The organism is Moorena sp. SIO1G6, assembly GCF_010672795.1.
In the GTDB taxonomy this organism is placed as follows: domain Bacteria; phylum Cyanobacteriota; class Cyanobacteriia; order Cyanobacteriales; family Coleofasciculaceae; genus Moorena; species Moorena producens.
This window is the reverse complement of sequence record NZ_JAAHFZ010000020.1, coordinates 50,118-70,975: the sequence shown is the minus strand read 5'-3', so window position 1 is coordinate 70,975 and position 20,858 is coordinate 50,118. Positions and strand designations below refer to the sequence as shown.

Annotated in this window: 20 protein-coding genes and 2 pseudogenes; 3 read left to right on the top strand and 19 right to left on the bottom strand. The window is 44.2% G+C overall.

Going from position 1 to position 20,858, the window contains the following annotated elements:
- Positions 1–55: 55 nt before the first annotated feature.
- From F6K63_RS19880 to ccmP, 9 genes and pseudogenes are all read right to left on the bottom strand, one after another.
- On the bottom strand, positions 56–424 hold the full coding sequence (locus tag F6K63_RS19880) for an RRXRR domain-containing protein (protein WP_008177928.1): 369 nt from the start codon (positions 422–424) through the stop codon (positions 56–58).
- A gap of 448 nt (positions 425–872) precedes the next feature.
- The gene (locus F6K63_RS19875) at positions 873–1,832 is read right to left on the bottom strand and encodes an ADP-ribosylglycohydrolase family protein (protein ID WP_287312969.1); all 960 of its coding nucleotides are present in this window, start codon (positions 1,830–1,832) and stop codon (positions 873–875) included.
- A gap of 80 nt (positions 1,833–1,912) precedes the next feature.
- A complete protein-coding gene (aroQ, locus tag F6K63_RS19870) occupies positions 1,913–2,383 on the bottom strand; it encodes a type II 3-dehydroquinate dehydratase (RefSeq protein ID WP_008177933.1) in 471 nt (156 codons plus the stop codon).
- A gap of 903 nt (positions 2,384–3,286) precedes the next feature.
- The gene (locus tag F6K63_RS19865) at positions 3,287–4,252 is read right to left on the bottom strand and encodes a CHAD domain-containing protein (RefSeq protein ID WP_008177938.1); all 966 of its coding nucleotides are present in this window, start codon (positions 4,250–4,252) and stop codon (positions 3,287–3,289) included.
- A 14-nt stretch (positions 4,253–4,266) separates the two neighbouring features.
- Entirely contained in the window at positions 4,267–5,448 is a 1,182-nt protein-coding gene (locus F6K63_RS19860) for an RNA-guided endonuclease InsQ/TnpB family protein (RefSeq protein ID WP_287312968.1), read from the bottom strand.
- A pseudogene (locus F6K63_RS19855) lies at positions 5,369–5,947 on the bottom strand (IS607 family transposase). The gene F6K63_RS19860 and the pseudogene F6K63_RS19855 overlap by 80 nt, the downstream one beginning before the upstream one ends.
- A 314-nt stretch (positions 5,948–6,261) precedes the next feature.
- Positions 6,262–6,468 (bottom strand): annotated as a pseudogene (locus tag F6K63_RS19850) (1-acyl-sn-glycerol-3-phosphate acyltransferase); the annotation flags it as partial.
- Positions 6,469–6,597: 129 nt separating this feature from the next.
- A complete protein-coding gene (locus F6K63_RS19845; protein ID WP_008177946.1) occupies positions 6,598–7,434 on the bottom strand; it encodes a pentapeptide repeat-containing protein in 837 nt (278 codons plus the stop codon).
- Positions 7,435–7,525: 91 nt separating this feature from the next.
- Positions 7,526–8,167 (bottom strand): beta-carboxysome protein CcmP, encoded by a 642-nt coding sequence (ccmP, locus tag F6K63_RS19840; RefSeq protein ID WP_044491860.1) that lies wholly within the window; start codon positions 8,165–8,167, stop codon positions 7,526–7,528.
- 1,241 nt (positions 8,168–9,408) lie between these two features.
- Between ccmP and proS the strand changes: the two genes are divergently transcribed.
- A complete protein-coding gene (gene proS / locus F6K63_RS19835) occupies positions 9,409–11,220 on the top strand; it encodes a proline--tRNA ligase (RefSeq protein ID WP_287312967.1) in 1,812 nt (603 codons plus the stop codon).
- A 146-nt stretch (positions 11,221–11,366) separates the two neighbouring features.
- Here proS and F6K63_RS19830 read toward each other — a convergent pair whose 3' ends face one another.
- The 9 genes from F6K63_RS19830 to glnA form a co-directional block, all read right to left on the bottom strand.
- On the bottom strand, positions 11,367–11,483 hold the full coding sequence (locus tag F6K63_RS19830; RefSeq protein ID WP_324293442.1) for a sensor histidine kinase: 117 nt from the start codon (positions 11,481–11,483) through the stop codon (positions 11,367–11,369).
- 35 nt (positions 11,484–11,518) lie between these two features.
- Positions 11,519–11,836, bottom strand: coding sequence for a histidine kinase dimerization/phospho-acceptor domain-containing protein (locus F6K63_RS19825; protein WP_287312966.1), 318 nt, complete (start codon positions 11,834–11,836; stop codon positions 11,519–11,521).
- Between the two features lie 146 nt (positions 11,837–11,982).
- The gene (locus F6K63_RS19820; protein ID WP_287312965.1) at positions 11,983–12,534 is read right to left on the bottom strand and encodes a response regulator; all 552 of its coding nucleotides are present in this window, start codon (positions 12,532–12,534) and stop codon (positions 11,983–11,985) included.
- Positions 12,535–13,223: 689 nt separating this feature from the next.
- Entirely contained in the window at positions 13,224–14,033 is an 810-nt protein-coding gene (locus F6K63_RS19815) for a lipoate--protein ligase family protein (protein ID WP_008177956.1), read from the bottom strand.
- A gap of 83 nt (positions 14,034–14,116) precedes the next feature.
- Positions 14,117–14,620 carry a YbjN domain-containing protein gene (locus F6K63_RS19810; RefSeq protein ID WP_008177958.1) on the bottom strand — a complete coding sequence of 168 codons (504 nt, stop codon included), beginning with the start codon at positions 14,618–14,620 and terminating at the stop codon, positions 14,117–14,119.
- Between the two features lie 262 nt (positions 14,621–14,882).
- On the bottom strand, positions 14,883–15,782 hold the full coding sequence (locus F6K63_RS19805) for a ferritin-like domain-containing protein (RefSeq protein ID WP_044491863.1): 900 nt from the start codon (positions 15,780–15,782) through the stop codon (positions 14,883–14,885).
- A 322-nt stretch (positions 15,783–16,104) separates the two neighbouring features.
- The gene (locus tag F6K63_RS19800; RefSeq protein ID WP_287294045.1) at positions 16,105–16,230 is read right to left on the bottom strand and encodes a hypothetical protein; all 126 of its coding nucleotides are present in this window, start codon (positions 16,228–16,230) and stop codon (positions 16,105–16,107) included.
- Positions 16,208–17,491 carry an RNA-guided endonuclease IscB gene (gene iscB, locus F6K63_RS19795; protein WP_287251413.1) on the bottom strand — a complete coding sequence of 428 codons (1,284 nt, stop codon included), beginning with the start codon at positions 17,489–17,491 and terminating at the stop codon, positions 16,208–16,210. Before iscB ends, F6K63_RS19800 begins: the two co-directional genes overlap by 23 nt.
- 306 nt (positions 17,492–17,797) lie before the next feature.
- On the bottom strand, positions 17,798–19,219 hold the full coding sequence (gene glnA / locus F6K63_RS19790) for a type I glutamate--ammonia ligase (protein WP_287312964.1): 1,422 nt from the start codon (positions 19,217–19,219) through the stop codon (positions 17,798–17,800).
- A gap of 480 nt (positions 19,220–19,699) precedes the next feature.
- Between glnA and F6K63_RS19785 the strand changes: the two genes are divergently transcribed.
- Both F6K63_RS19785 and apcB read left to right on the top strand, forming a co-directional pair.
- The gene (locus F6K63_RS19785) at positions 19,700–19,876 is read left to right on the top strand and encodes a hypothetical protein (RefSeq protein ID WP_154659636.1); all 177 of its coding nucleotides are present in this window, start codon (positions 19,700–19,702) and stop codon (positions 19,874–19,876) included.
- A 193-nt stretch (positions 19,877–20,069) separates the two neighbouring features.
- Positions 20,070–20,579 (top strand): allophycocyanin subunit beta, encoded by a 510-nt coding sequence (gene apcB, locus F6K63_RS19780; protein ID WP_008177972.1) that lies wholly within the window; start codon positions 20,070–20,072, stop codon positions 20,577–20,579.
- On the opposite strand, the gene F6K63_RS19775 is transcribed toward apcB, so the two are convergent.
- Positions 20,560–20,805 carry a hypothetical protein gene (locus F6K63_RS19775; RefSeq protein WP_154659637.1) on the bottom strand — a complete coding sequence of 82 codons (246 nt, stop codon included), beginning with the start codon at positions 20,803–20,805 and terminating at the stop codon, positions 20,560–20,562. The two genes, apcB and F6K63_RS19775, sit on opposite strands and share 20 nt — an antisense overlap.
- Positions 20,806–20,858: the final 53 nt, after the last annotated feature.

The window sequence follows — 20,858 nt, the reverse complement described above, 5'->3', positions numbered from 1 at the left end:
TCACAATTTGCTGTGTGGTGGTGGCATTTTGCTTAAAGACATCTACATTTATTTATTATTCATAAAAAACACTGGAAAGTTTGCCTCCACTCATTTTAAATCCACTCATTTGACATGGGTAGAGCCCACGTTGCGTGGGAAACTTCCAGTGACAATCAGGCCTTGTATACTGTAACAGTAACTGGAGTTTGCGAACAGAAAACTTCATTAAAGTGGTAATTATGGTTTCGTGGTTACCTTGGTCAATCCCCATGGCTATTGGTTGGGTTTGACTTCCAGATGATTCACAGACCAACTTCACCGTAAATACGCCTAGGTCATTATTTACAACTTTAGCTTTTCTTTCTTTGATCCATTCCCTAGGGGAACTTGGGGTAATTTGCATTAGTGGCTGTCGAGTTGGTGATAAAATGGCTACTCCCATGGAGATAATCCTCAATCATGGAGTTATAAGTCCCCTCGACCACCTAATCCAAGATGATTCCTGTCGTTAACCGCGACTGAAGTCAGCAGTCTTGCAGATACTCCAGCTTAGGGGTTGTGGCTGGAAGTTCTTACCAGGATTAGGCTCAATGGTCTAGTCACACTTAGGCTTAAGTCTTACCCCATAAGCACCCTTTATTGCGGGGTCAGTAACAGAATATAATCTCAGACTTCACTGATTTTTAGCTGACAAGGCTCAGAAGCCAGTGTTTTTTTAGATCATCTTAGTTTAACTGGTTTATATTGGTTTTACCTATAGCTGTGGTAGCAAATTCAACACCACGGGTGCAACACAGGCCATGAAAATTTTATGTACCATCAAGTTTCAGGCTACAGCCCCTTGTAGGTGGAGCTTCATTTTTGGTTTGACAGTCCGTTGATTGAACAGCTTATCGCGATCCGATCACTCTTGGTGCTACCACAGCTAGCTTCTGAAACTCAGCTATGGCTGAAACATCATATACACCTGACCACACTGCCAACAACTGGTCTGCTAATTGCCATTGGTCAACCCCAGTACCGCTGAGGTTAAGCGCCATCAGCCAGGGCACTGGAATACCGATGATACCGTTATAGGCACCAGCTAAAGCACCTGTTAAGGCAGCAGTAGTTTGTGATTGATAGCCTGTAAGAGCTGCACGAGTTACACAGAGGCGAAAATCTTCTGGGGTGTTTAGGAAACAGTACAATGCTAAGGCAATCGATAAAGAGCAGTCATCCTCAGACTCATTTCTACGCCTTTGCTCTCGACGCAGCTGGATAACAGTTTGTTCTAAACTTGCCCCAAGCTCGAGTAGAGTTTGTAATTGTTCCAAGTGTTGCACCCAGACCTTTTGATTTTGATAGTTCCCTAGGTAGGCAATGATTCTGGAAATCAGGGTAGGGCAGTCAAGTTTTTCGGTAAGGGCGATCGCTGTCGCCCAAGCTATTGTCAAGACACTCTCAAACCTTTCAGAATCATTTTGCCAAATTGCTGCCGCCTCTAGCAGTTTTTGGCGCAACTTGACTTCATCTTCATGAAAAAATAATGCTATTGGTAAGGTTGCTACTGCTGCTTCGCTACTGTTGACAGTCCCTTTTAATGAAAGGATAGAGGGTTGAGCCTTTTCACACTGCACTAACCAATCTCCTAAATCGAGGTTGCCACAGCGAATCAAACTTTCAATACCACAAGTAGCAATCTTGCTCCAATGGGAAATCGTCTTACTCAGACCAGCATCCCCTTGGGATGGCGGTCGAAATCTTACTTGAGCTGGTCGTAACTTTTGGCAGCCACTCCCAGCCAGGATTTCTCCCACAAGGCTACCTAACAAGGCACCTCTAAATCGGTTCAAAAGTGAGTACCGCATCCATATTTTGTCAAGAAATCTAGTGTGCTTTTAAATTGCCTTTTTCAACCCGCAAGGCAGCACCCATCAAATTTTTGATTTTAATTACCAATCGATTTTCTCAATGTAAGAACTAGAGCCTGTAACCCCAGTCTATAGCTGTTAGCTCCAAAACCACTAATCTGACCGACTACCACTGGTGCCATGAACGAATGATGTCTAAAGGCTTCTCGTTGATAGATGTTGCTAAGATGAACTTCTACAGTTGGCAAGGCTACCGCAGCTATTGCATCTCGAATAGCCACACTGGTATGGGTATAAGCAGCAGCATTAATTAAAATCCCGTCGTGGTGTCCTAAAGCTTCATGTATCCTATCGACTAAGATACCTTCATGATTAGACTGCAACGCTGTCACGCTTGCCTCAAGCCTTTGCCCTTCTTGCTCTAGGAGATAGTTAATCTCATCCAAGGTGACAGATCCATAAATACCTGGTTCTCGCTGTCCCAGTAAATTAAGATTGGGACCATGGAGAACCAGGATACTTAGACGTTTTCGAGAATCACCGGACACAATGACTATCTAATTCCGACGACACCTTGGGTCATTAACAGGAATGGGGATTGGTTCTGGTTCAGGCTGAGCCTCAGGACCTAATAGCGCTTCAATAAGCTTGCGCGCCCATTCTTGAATTTTTTCCAAAACCTTTTCTATATAGTCCATCAAGCAAAAAGCTCCTATAAGACCACTTGTATCTTTTCTTTTACACTTTCAGTTCCCTAACAGGTTAAAAACCATTACTGCTTTTTGAGCAGATCAGCAAGGGAATCAGTCTTGCCTAAGGTTTTTTTGGCTTGACCATGACTCTGAGAAAGGAAAAAGAACAAAGTGTTGTATCTATTATGTTAATAAGGCTAGCACATTTTATACAATTCATTCAACCAAGATACATTAACCGTGTTTATACCCTCACCAGCATAAGACCTATCAGTTGCCTGACCGAAAAATTGGGGAGTGTGAGGGGTGAGGTCTATACGCCCCTAGCTTTAGATATGGGGTTAGCATCACCCCTGACATAAAACAATTGAGGGATTCGGCGTTTCATTTGTTCTGTTTGTGTTATGATGTTATTACTGGCCTACCACAGGTGAGAAGTCGTCGGTATCACCAATTAATCTACGACGTAAAGCGATGGTAGCAGCAAGGGAGCGAAAAACCCTAAAAACGCATGGACTCTAAAGAGTACCGACCAAAGCGCAAAAGTTAAGTTTTTTAGTCAAAGGTAGGGCGGGGCACGCCCAAACCCTGGGAGAGTTATTCCAGTAAGCTTGTGGAGAGCAGACCGCTGGGTACACTTGCTTAAACTAGATAATGCGTTTGTAGACGGTTATTTGGTGCGAGGAACGGTAAAACCCTTGTGTATTAAAGTCAGCTCGTCGAAACAAGAATCCCCTGGCATAAGCGCCATGGGGAGTGTCAATCAGTCAGTAATATTTGCCGAAAGGCTTGCCTGGTTTCGGGCTTCAAATAATTCTGTTGTAAGGTTTGCCACTGTTGCCATGATTTGTAGCGGTTGGCCTGTAGTAACTGAGCCAACTGGGGAGCGTTATGCTTTAGGTCTGAGTGAAAGACAGAGTTTAAGAATTCGTCTAAAACCATACTGTCCTGAATATCACCTAAGATGCCTTGAATTTGCTTCATATCTTCGACATAGTCCTTATAGGTAGGACTATAGAGTTCAGTAAATAGATTCATTTGGTAACGCACCCGCTTGGCTTGCTTGCGTAGATCGTGAATCATTGATCCACGAATGGCTAGCAGGGACTCAACTGCTGCTGGTTTCAGCTGCTTGGGAGTTTGGCTACCAGTATCCTTAAGATCAACGCCCACTAGCCAAGCGGGGTGGAGTAACAGGCGGCTGACAATGGGTAAGAGTAAATCAGGTAATACTGCAGCCGCTGGCATCTGAGCCATTTCTTTATAGGTGGGTTTTTTTAGCCACAGTTTTAAGGTTTGCTTAAGCTTTTGGTGTGGCTTACCTTGCAGAACGTCCCGAACTTGTTTTAAAGCTTTGCACCGCTTTTTTTCCAAGTAAACGTAGGCTTGCTTCAATGCTTTCCGTTCTTTGGTCGGTAACTTGGGTTGGTAACCTTTGTGGAGGGTTTCTTGGAGGACATCTAGATCTCGAAGACTCCCTAGAATACGGGCAATCTTACCAATCTGTTTTTCAGAGGCTGCTTTGGGCAAGACTACGGCAGGGGTAAAACTAGTGACGGCGGTACGCAAGCGCCGCATTCCGATACGCATTTGGTGCAGCTGTTCGGGATCTCGATCTTCGAGAACGGCGGCTTCGTGACTAAGCATTTTCTGGAAGTGTTTCTGAATTCCCAGATAACTCCATTCTCCAATGGTTTTGGTTTGGGGTAATACTAGTTTGTTCATCGTCCCAGATACGTTTAACCCGGTAATTCGTGGGCTTCGCCGGAATCCGTGTATAGCACGTCAGTAATTGACGAGGAGGTATCTCTCAAAGCTTTCAGGAAAATCCCAAAAGCGCCATTGTGGTCTCGATCAAGTGTGTGTCCGCATTCAGGGCACAAAAACTTCTTAGATCCGCCTAACTTACGGTGAACATGGCCACACCTTGTACAAGTCTTGGAAGTGTACTCTTCAGATACGTCTACTACAAAACAACCTCTTTTAGTTGCCTGATGCTTCAACGTCATATTGAATCGGTAATGTGCCCAATTCATCATTGCCCTAACTGTTTTACTTCTGATTTTCCTTTTAGCCTTACCGACCATTTGTGATGTTTCAAACTTTGGTAAGTAAATAACTTGATATTCAGAAGTTAGATAGCAAGAAATTTTCTTGTGGGCTTCATCAATTAGGTTACGAATTTTTCCCCTAATCCTTTGAGCAGCCTTCCTTAACTTAAACCTCTTTCTCTTGTTAGGGCGTCCCTTGGCCAAGGCTGCCTGACAAATTAATCGATCTAAATGAGAACACAGGCGATAAACCCTTCCAATGTCCCCAGTCCCTAAGTCTATAAATCTCTGGCCATCAAATCCAGTTAAAAAGCTCCTCACGCCTGGGTCTAAGGCGATTGCTTTTTGAGGGATAGGGAAATTATCTTGGTCTGATTCAACGGCAAAGCTAATAAACCACCGACCTCGATCAATGCTAAGTATCGGCTCGTGAGTCATTTTCTCAGGGAGTGGTTCACTGCTAGTGAACGTTAATCCTTTGGTCTGTCTAGGATAAAAGACACCTTTGGAGAAATTAGACTTTTGGAATCGAATAGATTGGACTGGATCGCAGTACCGCCTAAACTTAGTATGACCACCAGATTTAATAGCAGCTTTGTACGCTTCAAAAGCTTGAAACACTGCTAATTGTCTAGGGTTGTAGGGAGTTTGATTTACCCATTCAGGAACATCTAACATCACCTTTTTCCTGAGGTCATACTTCCCAATTTTTGTAGTTTTGAGGATGGCGACCGCTTTATTGTAACACCATCTAGCTGCGTTAATCCAAGTTCTCCATTTAACCTTCAGTTCAGTTCCCGGGTAAACTCGGATCTTCTTTGATAGCAGTTTTGTACTTCCTGAGACCGTAGAGTCGGCAACTGAAGACATGGACAATGGCGAGGATATTCTCCACCATCTCTCCCTCATAAGATAGGTCTGACTGGTTGAGAACCAAGATCTTGCCACCGTTTTGCGTAACATACCATTCGATAAGTTCAAATCCGAATCTTGGCCTACGGTCTTTGTGTGGGACCACAACCAGGTTGATATCTCTTGACATGACCCGTCCCAATAAGGTTTTAAGACCTTTTCGCTTGTAGTTGAGTTCTCAGCCGATGTCAAAGATGATTTCTGCTTCCGGGAATTGCCCTTGGCAGAACGCCGCTTGCCTTTCGAGGTCGTCTTTTTGTTTTTTGCTTGAAACCCTGGCGTAGATGACGACTGGCTTGTTTGGGACTTGTCCAAGAACGGAGTCAACATCGTACCTCTGTTGATTACTTGGGGTTCTAATGGTTTTGATTTTTCCTGCTTGATCCCAGTATCGGAGTGTTCGCTGTGATACTCCAAGGATTTCGCAAGCCTTTCGGGGTGGAACATAACGCATCAGCGGTTAGTAATAATTGGCTTTCTATATACTGGTACCAGAGTCTGCCGATGAATTCCAGACACTGCCGGAAAAATAATCATCTATTAGCTACAGTCTGAGGTCTAGCAAGCCAGACTCTTGAGATTGAGGTTGAGTGGACTCAGGATAGTTAGAGTCCAAAGCTTAACCTCAAGTTAACCAAAATCCCACTTTGATTAACTTGAGGTTAAGGATAAAAATAATGCTATATATTTTTACTTAGTCAGAGAATATTGTCAAGTTATGATCAGACTTTCCATAGAGGTTTGCAGCTCATGAGTCAGGTCAACTATAGCTTATCTAGCACCATGACGACTGGCTCGATAGGCTGGGTAAAACTCAGAGACCGATATTGGTTTACCAACTCTCATCTGTACCCTTTGCTTACCTAATCGAGGACGATCAAAGGGGTTGCCACCCTTGAGGCGAGTCACCAGATCCCATAGCAGTAAGGTTGTCTCAACAAACCGCTCGACGGTGGGTTTTTCCAGCACATATTGACCTGGTGAGATAAATTTTAGGGGCGGTTGGGCATAACTCATCGGTGTCTGGTCGATAGTGTCTGTTGGATGATACTTGCAGCACTAACTGATTAATCGAAGGTTTGATTGATTGTGATCAGATGTAGTGATCTAAGGATGGATAGTTCCATCAGGCATAATTGTTTCCCTTAGATTAGCTTGGCTTAGTTCAGCTTCAATGATAGTAGCCCCAGTTAAGTTAGCTTTACTGAGGTTAGCGCCCCTCAGCTTAGCTGTAGTGAGGTTAGACCCGCTTAAATTAGCTTTGGTAAGGTTCGCCCATCTAATGTCAACCCCGTAAAGGTCTGCCTCTGCTAGGTTAGCTCCAAACAGATAGCTTCCACTCAGGTGAGCTTCTGCTAGGTTAGCCCCTGGACACTCAGCTTTGTATAGGTAAGCCCCAAGCAGTTCAGCTTGATGAAGATTAGCATTGCTCAGATTAGCATGGCAGAGATTGGCAGCCATAAGGTTAGCCTCAACCAGGTTAGTCCGTCTTAGCTTTGCCCCACTTAAATCTGCTTCTGAGAGATTAGCTTTGAGCAAGCTAGTGCCAATTAGGTTAGCATTACTCAAATCAGCTTCCATCAGGTTAGCTAGGGTCAAGTCAGCCCCAATTAAATTGGCACCATTTAGGTCAGCCCTGATCAGGTTAGCTGCTATAAGTTTAGTCCCAATTAGCTCTGCCGAGATCAGTTTAGCTTTGATTAGTTCAGCATCTTGGAGGTTGGCATTACTGAGGTTAGCTTGACTGAGGTTAGCGCTAATCAGTTTAATATTGCCTAGATTTGCCTTTTTTAGGTTAGCTTTTGCTAAGTTTACCCTTTCAAAGTTAGCCCCATTGAGGTTAACTTCGCTAAGGTCTGGTTCTAGATCTAGATTTGTCTTTCTCCATTCTGTCCATCTCAATGGATCTTGTTTGAGTAGAGCAAGATGTTCTAGATTGGCCATTGAGGTTCTCCTTCACATTATGTAGCGGTGCCAACAAAGACTTTAACCCAATGGCACTACATTAAGGGATCAGGTCAGGAAGAATTCCTTTCTATTCCTTGCGCTTGGCAGCAGGATGTTCACGACCACTCACGCTTTCAATAGCAGTCAGCGCTGCTTGAGACGCTGCTAATATATCCCGTTCTTCTCCGCCTAGGTAGAGGCGTCCAAAGCTGCCCACTGCACTAATTTGTAAGATGTTAATTAAGGCGGATTTCTCTGCTTCATTGGCAGCTAGGGCAGCATAGGCAGCTGGCTCAACTTCTAATACATATAGGGTTTGCCCTGCTAGCAACATTTGACCGCGCCGTGTGCGATTAATTAACTGGGTCTGGTGGGCATCAATATTACGGATAATTTGGCTAGAAATGACCCGAGGTTTGAGCCGATCCTGTTCACGGACGCCCAGTGCGTCTAAAATTGCTTTGCCAGCTGTACGGGTTTCCCCTTGTTTATTAGCATGCACCTCTAGAAGTCCGTAAAGCCGTTCGACCACCAGCACTCCTGGACGCACGGCAGTGGATTTGAGGGCAATATCGGTAATCCGGTTAATTTCAATACCTGGTGAGATTTCAATCCAAAGGGAGGTATCTCCTGGTAAGGGCAAAAATCCTAACGCTACTGTTCCCATGTAAGCGGCGTGCTGAGGCTGCAAGCTGTCTATGTATACGTAACTGCGTAGTTCAATACCCAAAGTTTATATCTGTTCCTTTTTTAGTGACTAGAAGTTGTCCAAAAGGCAATTCGCACTCACAGAAGCCTACCACACCTCTCGACCTTCTGGTTTACCCCAGTGAACCTCTTCACTGATTTCGACTTGATTGGCTAGTAATTCATCTAGGGTATATTCTTCAGGTTATTCTACCGGTCCCAAGACTAATTTTCCGTCTACAACCCTGGAGATTATATTCATCTTTAGTCCCTACTGCTAAGCAATGGCTTTGGGAATTATAATGGCTAAGGAGTTTCTCCACCTACTGATATCCGTTAGTGAAGCATCTCGGTTGGAGATTCGTAATGGTGTTGATTTTATGAATTTTAATTACAGATATACAGCCGCCATAAAACTATGGTAAATTCAGGGGTATTAGTTTATTTTTAATTCAATTGTCTGCTGCGTTTTTTTGGCTATAAATCTGATAATTATTCCAGAAAAATATCCATCATGGCTTTTAATATGATTATTTGTTAATTAATTTAATCTTATTGCTAGTTTTTTTTTGCCTATAAATTATCTATCGTAATTATCTGGATAATTTATTTATATCTAAGTTTTTTTTGATAGCATAAAAACTCTTATAATAAAGAGTATTGTTTGATCATAACAATGATCAAAATAGCGTCAAAAACTCTTGTTTATCTTTTATTAATTTTTATTTAAACAGTATGATTTTATTTATAGACAGCAATAAGTATTATCAATATCACTTAAATCTAGTCTTGTTTGGTTGAGCTATGAATTGAAAAACGTCTCCAATATTACATTTTTAAGAGTCCGTTGGTTATCGATAATAATCTGGTTGATAGGGGATTGGTTAATGCTTTGGTTGCTCTTACTGATATCTAGTTTATTTAAAGCTCCGATGGTAACCTGTTCACTAATCAAAGCAAGAAAACGTAAGGTGTTGCGTCAGTCTTAGAATGAATAGGAGTAGAGTGGGCATCCTGCCCGCCCGAAAATATTGATAACAGGCAAGATGCCTGTTCCACAAAACTATTCACATCATTCCATTATTAAGCAACGCCAAACGTAAAGCTTCGCAAGCTAAAACGTCTATAACCAAGATTATGCTAATTGAAATTAAACTAGAAACTAGCCTATAATCACATACCTTCTCAGAGGTTGAAGAGTATGTCAATCCTGGCTGACATACTGTTGATGAAAGTTTTAAACTGATGAGATAATGGTAGTTTGGTCTAAAAAGGAAGTAAGTAATGCGACTGTCTCAGATGCTGTTGGTGACACTGCGGGAAGACCCAGTGGAAGCAGAAATCCCTAGCCATAAACTTTTGCTCCGTGCGGGTTACATTCGACGTATTGGCAGTGGCATATACGCCTATTTACCCATGATGTGGCGTGTCCTCAAAAAAGTTTCTCAGATTGTGCGGGAGGAAATGGATGCCACAGGTGCTCAAGAGTGTCTACTGCCTCAGCTACAACCGTCTGAGCTGTGGAAAGAATCGGGTCGTTGGGACACCTACACCAAAGCTGAGGGCATTATGTTTGCTCTGATTGACCGACAAAAGCGGGAATTGGGGCTTGGACCAACCCATGAAGAGGTAATCACTACTATTGCTAAGGACATGATTCGGTCCTATCGGCAATTACCTCTAAACCTGTATCAAATTCAAACTAAGTTCCGAGATGAAATTCGCCCCCGATTTGGCCTGATGCGGGGACGGGAATTCATTATGAAGGATGCGTACTCCTTCCATACGGATCACGAAAGCCTGAAAAAGACTTATCAGGCGATGGATCAAGCCTATAGAAATATGTTTAGCCGCAGTGGTTTGGAGTTTAGAGCGGTTGAGGCTGACTCTGGGGCGATTGGGGGTTCGGGTTCTCAAGAATTTATGGTTCTGGCTGATGCTGGGGAAGACGAGATTCTCTACACGGAGGATGGCAAGTATTCTGCCAATGTGGAAAAAGCGGTTTCCTTACCACCAGACCTAGAGCCCTCACCCTATAACACTTATGAAAAACTAGAAACTCCAAACACCTCAACTATTGACACCCTCTGTCAATTCCTGAAGTGCTCTGCCACTAGTGTGGTAAAAAATGTCCTTTACCAAATTGTCTATGACAACGGGATGACGGTGTTGGTTTTAGTGAGCATTCGGGGGGATCAAGATGTAAATGAGGTGAAGTTACAGAATGAACTGGTGAAATTGGCAGACCAATACGATGCCACAACGGTTTTAGCCCTGACTGTACCAGAGGTAGCTACCCAGGAAAAATGGGCATCGAAACCTCTACCTTTGGGCTACATGGCACCTGATTTGGCAGATGATTACATCAAGCCAGCTAAAGATATTGCGCCTCAGTTTGTGCGGTTGGTAGATAAAACAGCAGTGGAACTGAAAAACTTTACTACTGGTTCTAATGAGTCAGGCTATCACGTAGTTGGTGGCAATTGGGGTGAGCAATTCCAGTTACCGAAGCTAGTGGTGGATGTCCGTAAGGCGAGTCCAGGCGATCGCGCCATCCATGACCCGAATCAAACCCTAAAAAGCGCTCGCGGAATAGAAGTTGGCCATATTTTCCAGTTGGGGACGAAATACTCATCGGCGATGGGGGCTACCTACACCAGTGAGCAAGGGGAAGAAATTCCGTTATGTATGGGCTGTTATGGGGTGGGAGTGTCTCGGTTAGCTCAAGCAGCTGTAGAGCAATCCTATGACAAGGATGGGATTATCTGGCCAGTTGCGATCGCACCCTACCATGTGATTATCACGATCCCGAATGTGGGAGATACCCAGCAGATGGCAGCAGCAGAAAAACTTTACACTCAACTCAATGAAGCAGGTATCGAAACCCTGCTTGATGACCGCAACGAACGAGCTGGGGTCAAGTTCAAAGATGCTGATTTAATTGGGATTCCCTACCGGATTGTCACTGGGCGATCGCTTAAAGATGGCAAAGTGGAAGTGGTGGAACGGGCTACCCACAAATCGACAGAACTCTCCCTTGAGGAAGTGCTACCCACCCTGAAGCAGTGGATTGATACAGCTCTAAGGACGGTTTAGGATTGAGGGTTGCAGGTTGAACGCGATTGCGTGGCCTTTTGGCCAAGGTTGTTCGCCCAAGGCGATTTGATCTAGGGTAGGTTGAAGGATACAAGGAAGGATACAAGGATAACCATTGGGTGAATATGACGAATGACTAATCAGTGTTAAACCCATTCTATGGGTAGGGAAACAGTAAACTTCGCTCCCTTACCCAATTCACTGTCCACAGTTATCTGACCCGCCATCAGATCACAGAGCTTTTTCGCGATCGCTAAACCCAACCCAGCCCCACTATACTTGCGGGTGTCCGACTCATCTACCTGAGTGAAGGGTCAGTCAGTTGGAGTTGAGTACTGTCAGTTCGAGCATGCTGCATCATGCTTTGAATGATGCCCTCGGCTCTTTGACCATGAAGTTTGATAGCGAGAGAATTGTCTCGCAGTTCTGTCAAGGTGTCTTTGATATAGCTAGCTGTTGTTGTTTCTATATGCTCTAATTGTATTTTAAATTCTTCGATGAGTTCCTCAGCTAACTCCATCGAACCTTCGGCATAATTGTTGACAAAGTTGAGAGGATTCCTCAGTTCATGGGCAACCCCTGCAGTTAAGGTACCCAGGGTAAGCGCAAGAATCAATAAGCTGTAGCTTATTGAGAAAAAACTGGGTTCATTATCAACTATTAAACTCTATTGAGAATCAAGTTCTACGAGATTATAGGGGTTTCGAGCCACGATCAACCGATATCCAGCCAATGCACATTATGGGCAATTTTTTCTTGCGCTTACCCTGTTAAGGTACCGAGGTATGCTAGTTTCTCTGTGGCAATAATTTGCTCTTGGGCTTCCTTAAGCTGTTGGAAAGTCTTACTTAACCTGGTTTCCGCCGCCGCACGTTCCGCAACTTCTTGTTTCAAACGGGCATTTTGTTCATCAAGGGTTATAGTCAAATGTCTTAGTTGTAGATGTATCCTTACTCTAGCTAATACCTCGTCTTGTTGAAACGGTTTGGTGATGTAATCGACGGCTCCGATGGAAAGACCTTTGACCTTATCAACTGTGTCAGTCAGTGCGGTCATGAAAATTACGGGGATGTCTCGATTTGAAGGGTTTGCTTTTAGTCTTTTGCAAGTCTCAAATCCGTCAATTCCTGGCATCATTACGTCCAATAGAATTAGATCGGGTTGATTATAGTTAACTTGTTCAATCGCGCTTTCACCATCTGTTTCCACAGCAACCGTAAAGCCAGCATTGTGCAAAGCCTGGGATATGACTGATAAATTGGTGGGTGTATCATCTACAACTAAGATGAGATTTTTGTCTTGATCGTATGTCACTGGTTCAGGGTCATATCAACACAAATCGATTTACTCATAAATTGTAAAATATCTATAATTTATCATCCCTTAACCATGTCTAAGTCTAAATTTATTTATTAAAATAAAACAAATAGTTTTGAGTTATAATCCTAGAAAATTTAGTTATTATGAATTTATTTTTATCAATTATTTCACTTATTAGAGTTAGCAAAATCTAAGCCGGATCAAAAAATGGGTAGCTTGATTAATCTGTGCTGCTGCATAGTTGAAGCTATTACTGAAAAAGGTGCTTGTTTAGGATTATATAAACTTACCTTGAACTTACCCTCAGGGAAAATACTGACAGGAGGTGGGATTTATGGCAGTTATTGTCAAAAATTGAGAAACGAGCCAGGAGTATATTGGGCTCGGAACAGGATTTGGAGCTTACAAATCATCACGCCCAAGTCATTTCTGGTAGTAACTTTAGACATCAGCTAGTTTGTTGCCTACTTTTGCTTAAGTTCTGATATAGCACTACGCATTCAGATGTAAGACAATTCCTAAACTCCGAAACGTAAGTAATCGCTTACTTCTGACTTCTTACTTCTTACTTCTGACTTGCACGTAGCGCTATAATTTCTGTTTTATCCATGATAAAAACCTCTCCTTGTCTGCTTTTCCATCAGCCTTAACTATGGGTGTTCAACCAGATTTGTTCTGATCGGCTATTGATCTGATCGGCTATTTACCAAAGCCAGAATTTCTTGCCACTCCTGATTTGATAAAGGCTTCTCTACCAACTCCACACCAAAACAATCGGCAGCAGCATGAGTTAGGGCATCCACCACAATGTTTATTAAGGCATCTCCCCGTTGAGCCATGGGTAGATCAAAGGGAGGGGGCGCTTCCCCAAACACTTGAGTATACAGTCCAGCATCTGGTTCTAAGGGAATTGAGCCATGCTGCAAAGTCACATTACCACGGCGCAATTGAGCACTACCAATCAGTTTAGAACCATCTGCCAACACTAAATCGGCACCAGTAGCAGTCCCGAAACAGTTGGGATTGTGAATATACCCCCGTCCGGCTGAACCATAGTGCAACTCTACACCAAGCGAGCGCCACCCCTGAATCAAAAACTCACAAATTTGGTGATAGGCATCAAGACGTTTACCAGTCAACCCGGAATTAACCACCATATAGGTCAAATCTCCCTGATGTAGCACAGCTCTACCACCAGTGGGACGCCTTACCAGCTCTACTGGTTGTGATGCCCAAGTGAGTTGTTCCCAGAACTCAGGCCAACGGCGTTGATGGTAGCCAACAGAGATGGTTGGTGATGCCCAGGTATAAAATCGCAATACTGGGGGATGTTTTCCCCGTTGGTGCTGGGCTAGTAGCCACTGGTCAATGGCCATCTGAAGCCGCCCTGATGCCTGTAGTAAGGGAATTAAACGCCAGGATGAACTCTGAAGTGGTAAGTCTGAACTATCAGAAGTCTCAAGTGGTAAGTCTGAAGTATTAAACAATGCCATTGTTGGCTGATTTGTTCGCTAACTGGTATGTTTTAATCTTTATCCTTCACCTGTGTGGTAATATCAACTGGAATCAGAAGATTTTAGGCCGCACCAAACTCAGCTTGTAATAAGTCATCATTGTCATCGGCTATAGTGGCTACCACGGTAATGGCGCGAGAAATTTCTCCTGGGGACAATTCAGCAACAGTTCGCGTGGATAACACGACAACTTGATCCTCAACAATAGCAAAGCGGGATTCAAAGGTGTCATACCAGTTCATTTCCAGGAGCTTGCGCATCAATTTTGCCTCGTCCTTGGCAGGTAGATGCATCACAGAAGACCAAGCTGTGAAGGTGTCATCATCTGTGGAACCAGTGAGCTGAACGAATACTTCCACGCTACCGTACTGAAACTTCCACAAGTAGCCTTCTTCACTGTGGCTTACCATAGCGCTATTGTTTTGTTCCAGGCTGGAGATGACCGTTTCAATGTTTTCGACATAGTTAACGGCAGTCATAGTCTGGTTGAACTCACTGGCAACGATTTCTGCCATTGACAAGTCTTGACTAGATAGAGTGTCAGGATTCGGCTGTGGGTTTGTCATAATCTATTTCTCTGTGCTGGTCTTGGGGTTTGCCTAAGACCCAGTATCACCTGTAGCTATGCTTCTTGACACGTTGAGTGATTTTCTTAAATCAAGGGTCGAGACATGCAATTAGGTGAGACAGGCAAAAAGGAAAGGGTCAAGGGGAAAAAATGATTTTGCCTTAACCTTTTTCCTTGAACCCTTGTCTTAGATTTTACCTTTGAGATACCGAAACACTAACAAATGCCCTTGAACAGCTTCTGACTTCTTGACCAATTTTCTAGGAGACAGCTTTTTGCTGATGTTTAGATACCTGATTCAGACCGTTCAAAAACATTGGCACAAATTTTTCGATAAACCCTTGTGGATCTTGCTGCCAAGCCTTTTGTGCTACCTGAATCCTGGTCATTTGCAGTTCAGGGGCTAGCAAGGTTTGGGGTAAGCGCTCGATCAGGTACTGAGGACGTTCCCACACTGGCAAAGTATTGGCAACCTCTAGCAAGTTATTGAGTCGGCGCAGTTCAGCACCTGCCATCAGATCTATACCAGATTCATAAGCCGCCTGTTCTATCGCTACATACTGGCGCTTTGCCTGTTCGACCTTCTGTCGATGTTCTGGGCTTTTCTTGGCAATTTGTGCCAACCACCGATTCCCCCAACGCACATGACCAACTTCCTCTGGGAAAATCTGTTCAATGGTTTTAAGAATCTTAATATTTTCTTCCGTTTTCGGTGCCTCTTTCAATGCTTTGATGTGAGCTGAGAAGTACTCACATCCCCGTTTTTCGGTGACATTAATCGCTGCCAAACCACCGATCAGTCCATCGTTCAGCTTTCCTGGTTGTTTATAGCTTTCCTGGTCGATCAGTCGATCAAATTCCTTGATGTAGGACACTCCAGGGGGCTTACCAATATCTGCCCCCAGTTTCATGAGTAGGTCAGTCAGCCACATGGCATGACGAGCTTCGTCAGCAATGTGATGAGATAGGTCACGCACCAGTTCTTTTGGCTGACCATCCAGCTTTTCTACCAAATCCGTGAGATCCAGGCAACTGTGTTGTTCGTTGTAGCGATAGCGGTTGAGCATGACCAGGTGAAGTTTGCGATCGCGTACCACATGTGGCAGGATTTCACGGGCACCCATGCCATTGTTTGATTTGTGAGGATATGCAACTGTCATAGATTTTCTTAGCTAAACCCGCACCAAACCCACGTCTGACCCGATAGGGGAACGGTCGTTGAATTGGGGACAGGAATTATTTATGACCAAGTCTACTGTAGACTATAGCGTTTAGATCTCGGTTGTTAACATACTCCCAAAGGCCAAGAGGCATGCATGTAAGAGGCAAAAGGCAAAAGGGGCAAGAGCTCCGGAGTTTTATTCGACAATAAAAAAAGACAATACAGGTTTACATCTCAAATACAAACGCGCTTATCATGAAAAAAATTACTGGACCTCGTAGCAGCAAAAAACATGATTCAGTAATAAAATCAATCTAAAATCAGTGTGGCTCGAAGTGTTCCTCAATGGACACTGAACCTACGGTTTCAGCTGTCCGAGGAATTGCCGTCAAACAAACAATTGAGCGATAGTAAATCCGCTGTTCAGGAGCCATATTCGTATCCATCAGCAAAGTGAATAGTTTTCAAATATTTTGGATGAACGTCAAACCTTTTGCCGACTGTGGTTAGTTTGAAACTTGGTCTAAATCGAATCGCCACTCGACCGGTGTAGATTCCTAGGTACTTCCCAGTTAAAACATTAGCTTTCACTAAATCCCCTGTCTGGAAACCCATAAAGAACTTTTGGGATGGAGCATGACGGATTGGGAAGCCGTAGCGGTCAGTCCCGCAACGCTGACGAGTTCCATGACCTTTTGCCTTGATTAATAGTGGCTTAACTCCCTTTAAAAGTAGCTTTTCCGGTGTAGAGGCACCTACGCAAGCCGCATCAGTCCAGTGGTGTTTCTCGATGCCTCTGGTCTTACGGTTAAACTTGGTTGTACCCCCTGTACCTGTTTCTAATAGCAAACTGAACGATTGCAGCCTTCTGAACAGTTCCCATCGGGTAGCGTTAACGGCTGCCGCATCTTTCAATGGTGCTAATGCTTGTGCCAAAATTCGTTTGAGAACTAATGGTTTTTTTTTCAGGAACTCTTCAACAGGTTGGTTTCCTTTGGCTTGATTACAATAATGACAAGCCAATGTTAAGTTGCTCACACGGTTACTACCTCCCCTTGATTTGGCGATGATATGTTCAATCTCTAAGGGGACATTTTCAACGCCGCAATAAGTGCATTTTCTACCCCATTTGGTCAATAGATACTCTTTTACTTCAAAGCCAAAGAGCTCTCCGTGTTGATACTCAACACCGCTAATCTCAGGATTTTGTAATTCCTGAGTATCGAACCTAACCAGCTCAGTAGAGATGGCTGTAATAGGACAAACTTTGAGCATCCGTCTGACCCATGTTTCAATGTTGGCAATCCGACTCTCAAGAGAGGGAGGTAACCATCCTTGTTTACGGGTTCGATTCAGAAATCGAGGTTTACGGTAACGGGTTTTACGGTTACGGCGTGCCCTTCTTAATGCCCTACGAGATTCAAGGGCGTCTTTAATTTGTTGCCCTCTGTGAGAGATTTCTAACGCTCCTACAACACGTCCTGTCTCCTCTTGAACTACGGCAATTCCAGTTACTTTGCTTCCAGGGTCAATCTTAATCCTATGAGGATGAACTATCGATTCTTCCGCCGTTCTCTCCTGTAGCACGATCGTGAATGGATAGCGCTTGTAGACTTTCGCTCGTCCTTTTGTGAGTAGTTCTCTCGCCCGTGCTGGATGGCAAGGGTCAAGAGGCAAAATGTTTTTGTCTACTACGAAAACTCGCATTACTTTGAACGCTCAACATAAGTTGGTAAGGTTTGCCTCGACGTGTTAAGACTCGGTACTTTCTGAGTAACACTGGCTTTCCCGAATGACCTGTTTAATTACCCAGTTGTAGTGCTTGAAACTGGCACGCATTTCAAGGTACGAATTTTAACGCTTAGTCTTAACGGCTGCGCGAGGCGAGGATTTCTTGCCTCGCGCCGTCTGGTCAACAGGCTTTATTCAAGCCCACACTGTACCTTGAGGGTCAGTGTGCGGTAGTTGACCCTAGAGGATGGCTAATGGTCTTAGTTCACCATTGACAAAGTATTAGACATCGTAGTATAGTGCGAACTCATAGGGATGAGGCCGCAACCGCATGGGGTTGACTTCGTTGTCTAGTTTGAATTCAATCCAGTTGGTAATGAAGTCTTCGGTAAATACTCCTGATTCAGTCAAGAAGGTATGATCCTTTTGTAAGGCTGCCAGAGCATCCTCTAGAGAACCGGGGGTGGATGGAATTTTGCTCAATTCCTCTGGAGAGAGGTCGTAAATATCCACATCTAGAGAGTCACCTGGTTCAATCTCGTTCTTGATGCCATCAATACCAGCACAGAGCATGGCAGCGAAGGCGAGATAGGGGTTACAGGTGGCATCAGGGCAACGGAACTCTAACCGCTTGGCCTTAGGATTGGGGCCAGACAGAGGAATGCGGATGGAAGCTGAACGGTTGCCTTGGGAGTAAGCTAAGTTGACTGGGGCTTCAAACCCAGGAACCAGACGCTTGTAGGAGTTCGTGCTGGGGTTGGTAAGTGCTAACAGAGCCGGGGCGTGCTTGAGTAAACCACCGATGTAATGGAGCGCCATGGTACTTAGGTTGGCGTAACCATCACCCCAGAACAAGGGTTCCCCATCCTTCCAGATAGATTGGTGGGTATGCATTCCCGAACCATTGTCATTAAAGATTGGTTTGGGCATGAAGGTGACAGTTCTGCCATACTTTTTGGCAACATTTTTGATGACATACTTATAAGTCATCAGATCGTCAGCAGCCTTAATTAGGGTGCCAAAGCGGAAACCCAACTCGTTCTGTCCACCTGTAGCTACCTCGTGGTGGTGCTTTTCAATGGGTACGCCGCACTCTGCCATGGTTAGCAGCATTTCGGTACGCATGTCTTGCAGGGTGTCTGTGGGGGAGACAGGGAAATAACCTTCTTTATAGCGAGGCTTATATCCGAGGTTACCACCTGCTTCTTCTCGACCAGAATTCCAACGACCTTCAACGCTGTCTACATAGTAGTAGCACTGGCTCTCGGTTTGGTCAAAGCGAACATCATCAAACACAAAGAATTCAGCTTCTGGACCAAAGAAGGCGGTATCCCCAATGCCAGTGCTGATCAGATAGTCAAGGGCTTTCTGAGCAATGCTGCGTGGATCGCGGCTGTACCATTCCCCAGTACGCGGTTCCTTAATGCTGCAAATCATGCTCAGGGTTGGTTCTTTCATGAATGGGTCGATCCAAGCCGTTGTGGCATCAGGAACCATTGCCATGTCAGATTCGTTGATTGCTTTCCAACCCCGAATACTTGAACCATCGAAGGGAACTCCATCGACAAAGGAATCCTCTTCTATTTGGTCTTGGTAAAACGAGCAGTGCTGCCAGATCCCTGGCATATCAATGAATTTAAGGTCGATGATTTTTATGTTTTGGTCTTGAATCATTTTCAAGACTTCTTGTGGGGTTTCAGGCATGAATGACTCCTTTGATCAGCTTTACGTTTGTTTACAAAGAAACAATCTTAGAAAATTACTTGAGTTAGTGAATCTACCAAAATTGGCGACACTTAAGCTTTCCCAAACCGAGGACGGGCTAGGTAAGCATCCGAGTCAGTTATTCCTGGGGAGATACTTTTTTTTGAGTGGTGCAAGCAGCACGATTTTCTTAAAAGCATCTTGATGGGCTTTTCCCTTGAACAGTGAAAAGTTGTAGTTCCCTGATTCCTGACTCATCCTAGGGATAGAAAGTAGGACATTATGTATCTAACAATACAGAATGTCCTAAGATGATCGGATCTCATATGAATAAAAAATTAAATTTTCGAGTTCTAGACTAAGTCAGGTTCGCACAAAGGCTCGCACAAAGGCTCAACAGAAGGTCTTTGTCTGGTCACCATGGCACAGAGGCGAAGACTAGGCTCTGGTTAGTGGCAGGTTTTGCCTAAATCCCTCTATATGGCCTCTATATGGGCAATGGGGTTAGTGGGAGCATTTGGTCGGTCGGTTCTAGTTTCCCTGTTTCCCCCCTCTGGAAGTGTCTTGCTCAACTATAAGGTCACATCTATGGTGGGCAACGCCCAATTCTCAAGAAGCATTAAGGATGAAAGCAACAAGCAACAGGGTACAATCTAGTGATGAAAGATATGTATACGCTTAGCTCCAGCCAATTATAGCGTCTGGAATTGAGCACACATTCAACTTGCTGTTTAACTCCTGTGGAGTGCATAGTGTAGCGCTCTGTACCTGTTGAGTGCTCGCCCTATATCTAGGGAAGAGGTCAATAGTAAATCAAAAATATCAAGATTGTTGTTGGGAGAATAATTTAATGAGGGATCTAGTCACAAACTTGATTAGGAATTATGATAGCTCAGGTCGCTACCTAGATCGGGATGCCATCGATTCACTTAAGTCTTACTTTGAAACTGGCACCGCTCGGGTGGCTGTAGCTACTTTAATCAATGGCAATGCTGCTTCTATTGTCAAGCAAGCATCAGCACAACTGTATGAGGAAGTTCCTGAACTGTTGCGTCCAGGTGGCAATTCTTATACAACTCGTCGTTATGCTGCTTGTTTACGAGATCTGGATTATTACCTGCGCTATGCTAGTTATGCCCTAGTTGCTGGTGATACCAATGTCCTGGATGAGCGGGTTCTACAAGGGTTGCGGGAAACCTATAACTCCCTAGGTGTGCCAATCGCTCCAACCGTGCGTGGGATTGAGATTATGAAAGATATGGTCAAAGCAATGGCAACAGAAGCTGGTATTGGGAATATCGGATTTGTTGATCAGCCCTTTGACCACATGAATCGTGAGTTTAGCGAAACAGATCTTTAAGACATTGATGGTTGGTTGACAGTTGACGGTTGTACGGGTGACTGGAATGGTTGCCCGTACTATAGCGCTGCGCGCAGGGAATCGGGAATCGGGAATCGGGAATCGGGAATCGGGAATCGGGAATCGGGTAATTGCTGATTATATTGCTAATTTTGTCAAGGTCTATTACTTGAACGCTGCTCCAGTAAGGGACGAAACTAGCAAACCTTCCAGAGCCGACCGCCACAAATGATTGAATTGCTGATTGAAATGCGATTGGCCGTAGGCCACGCTACGCGA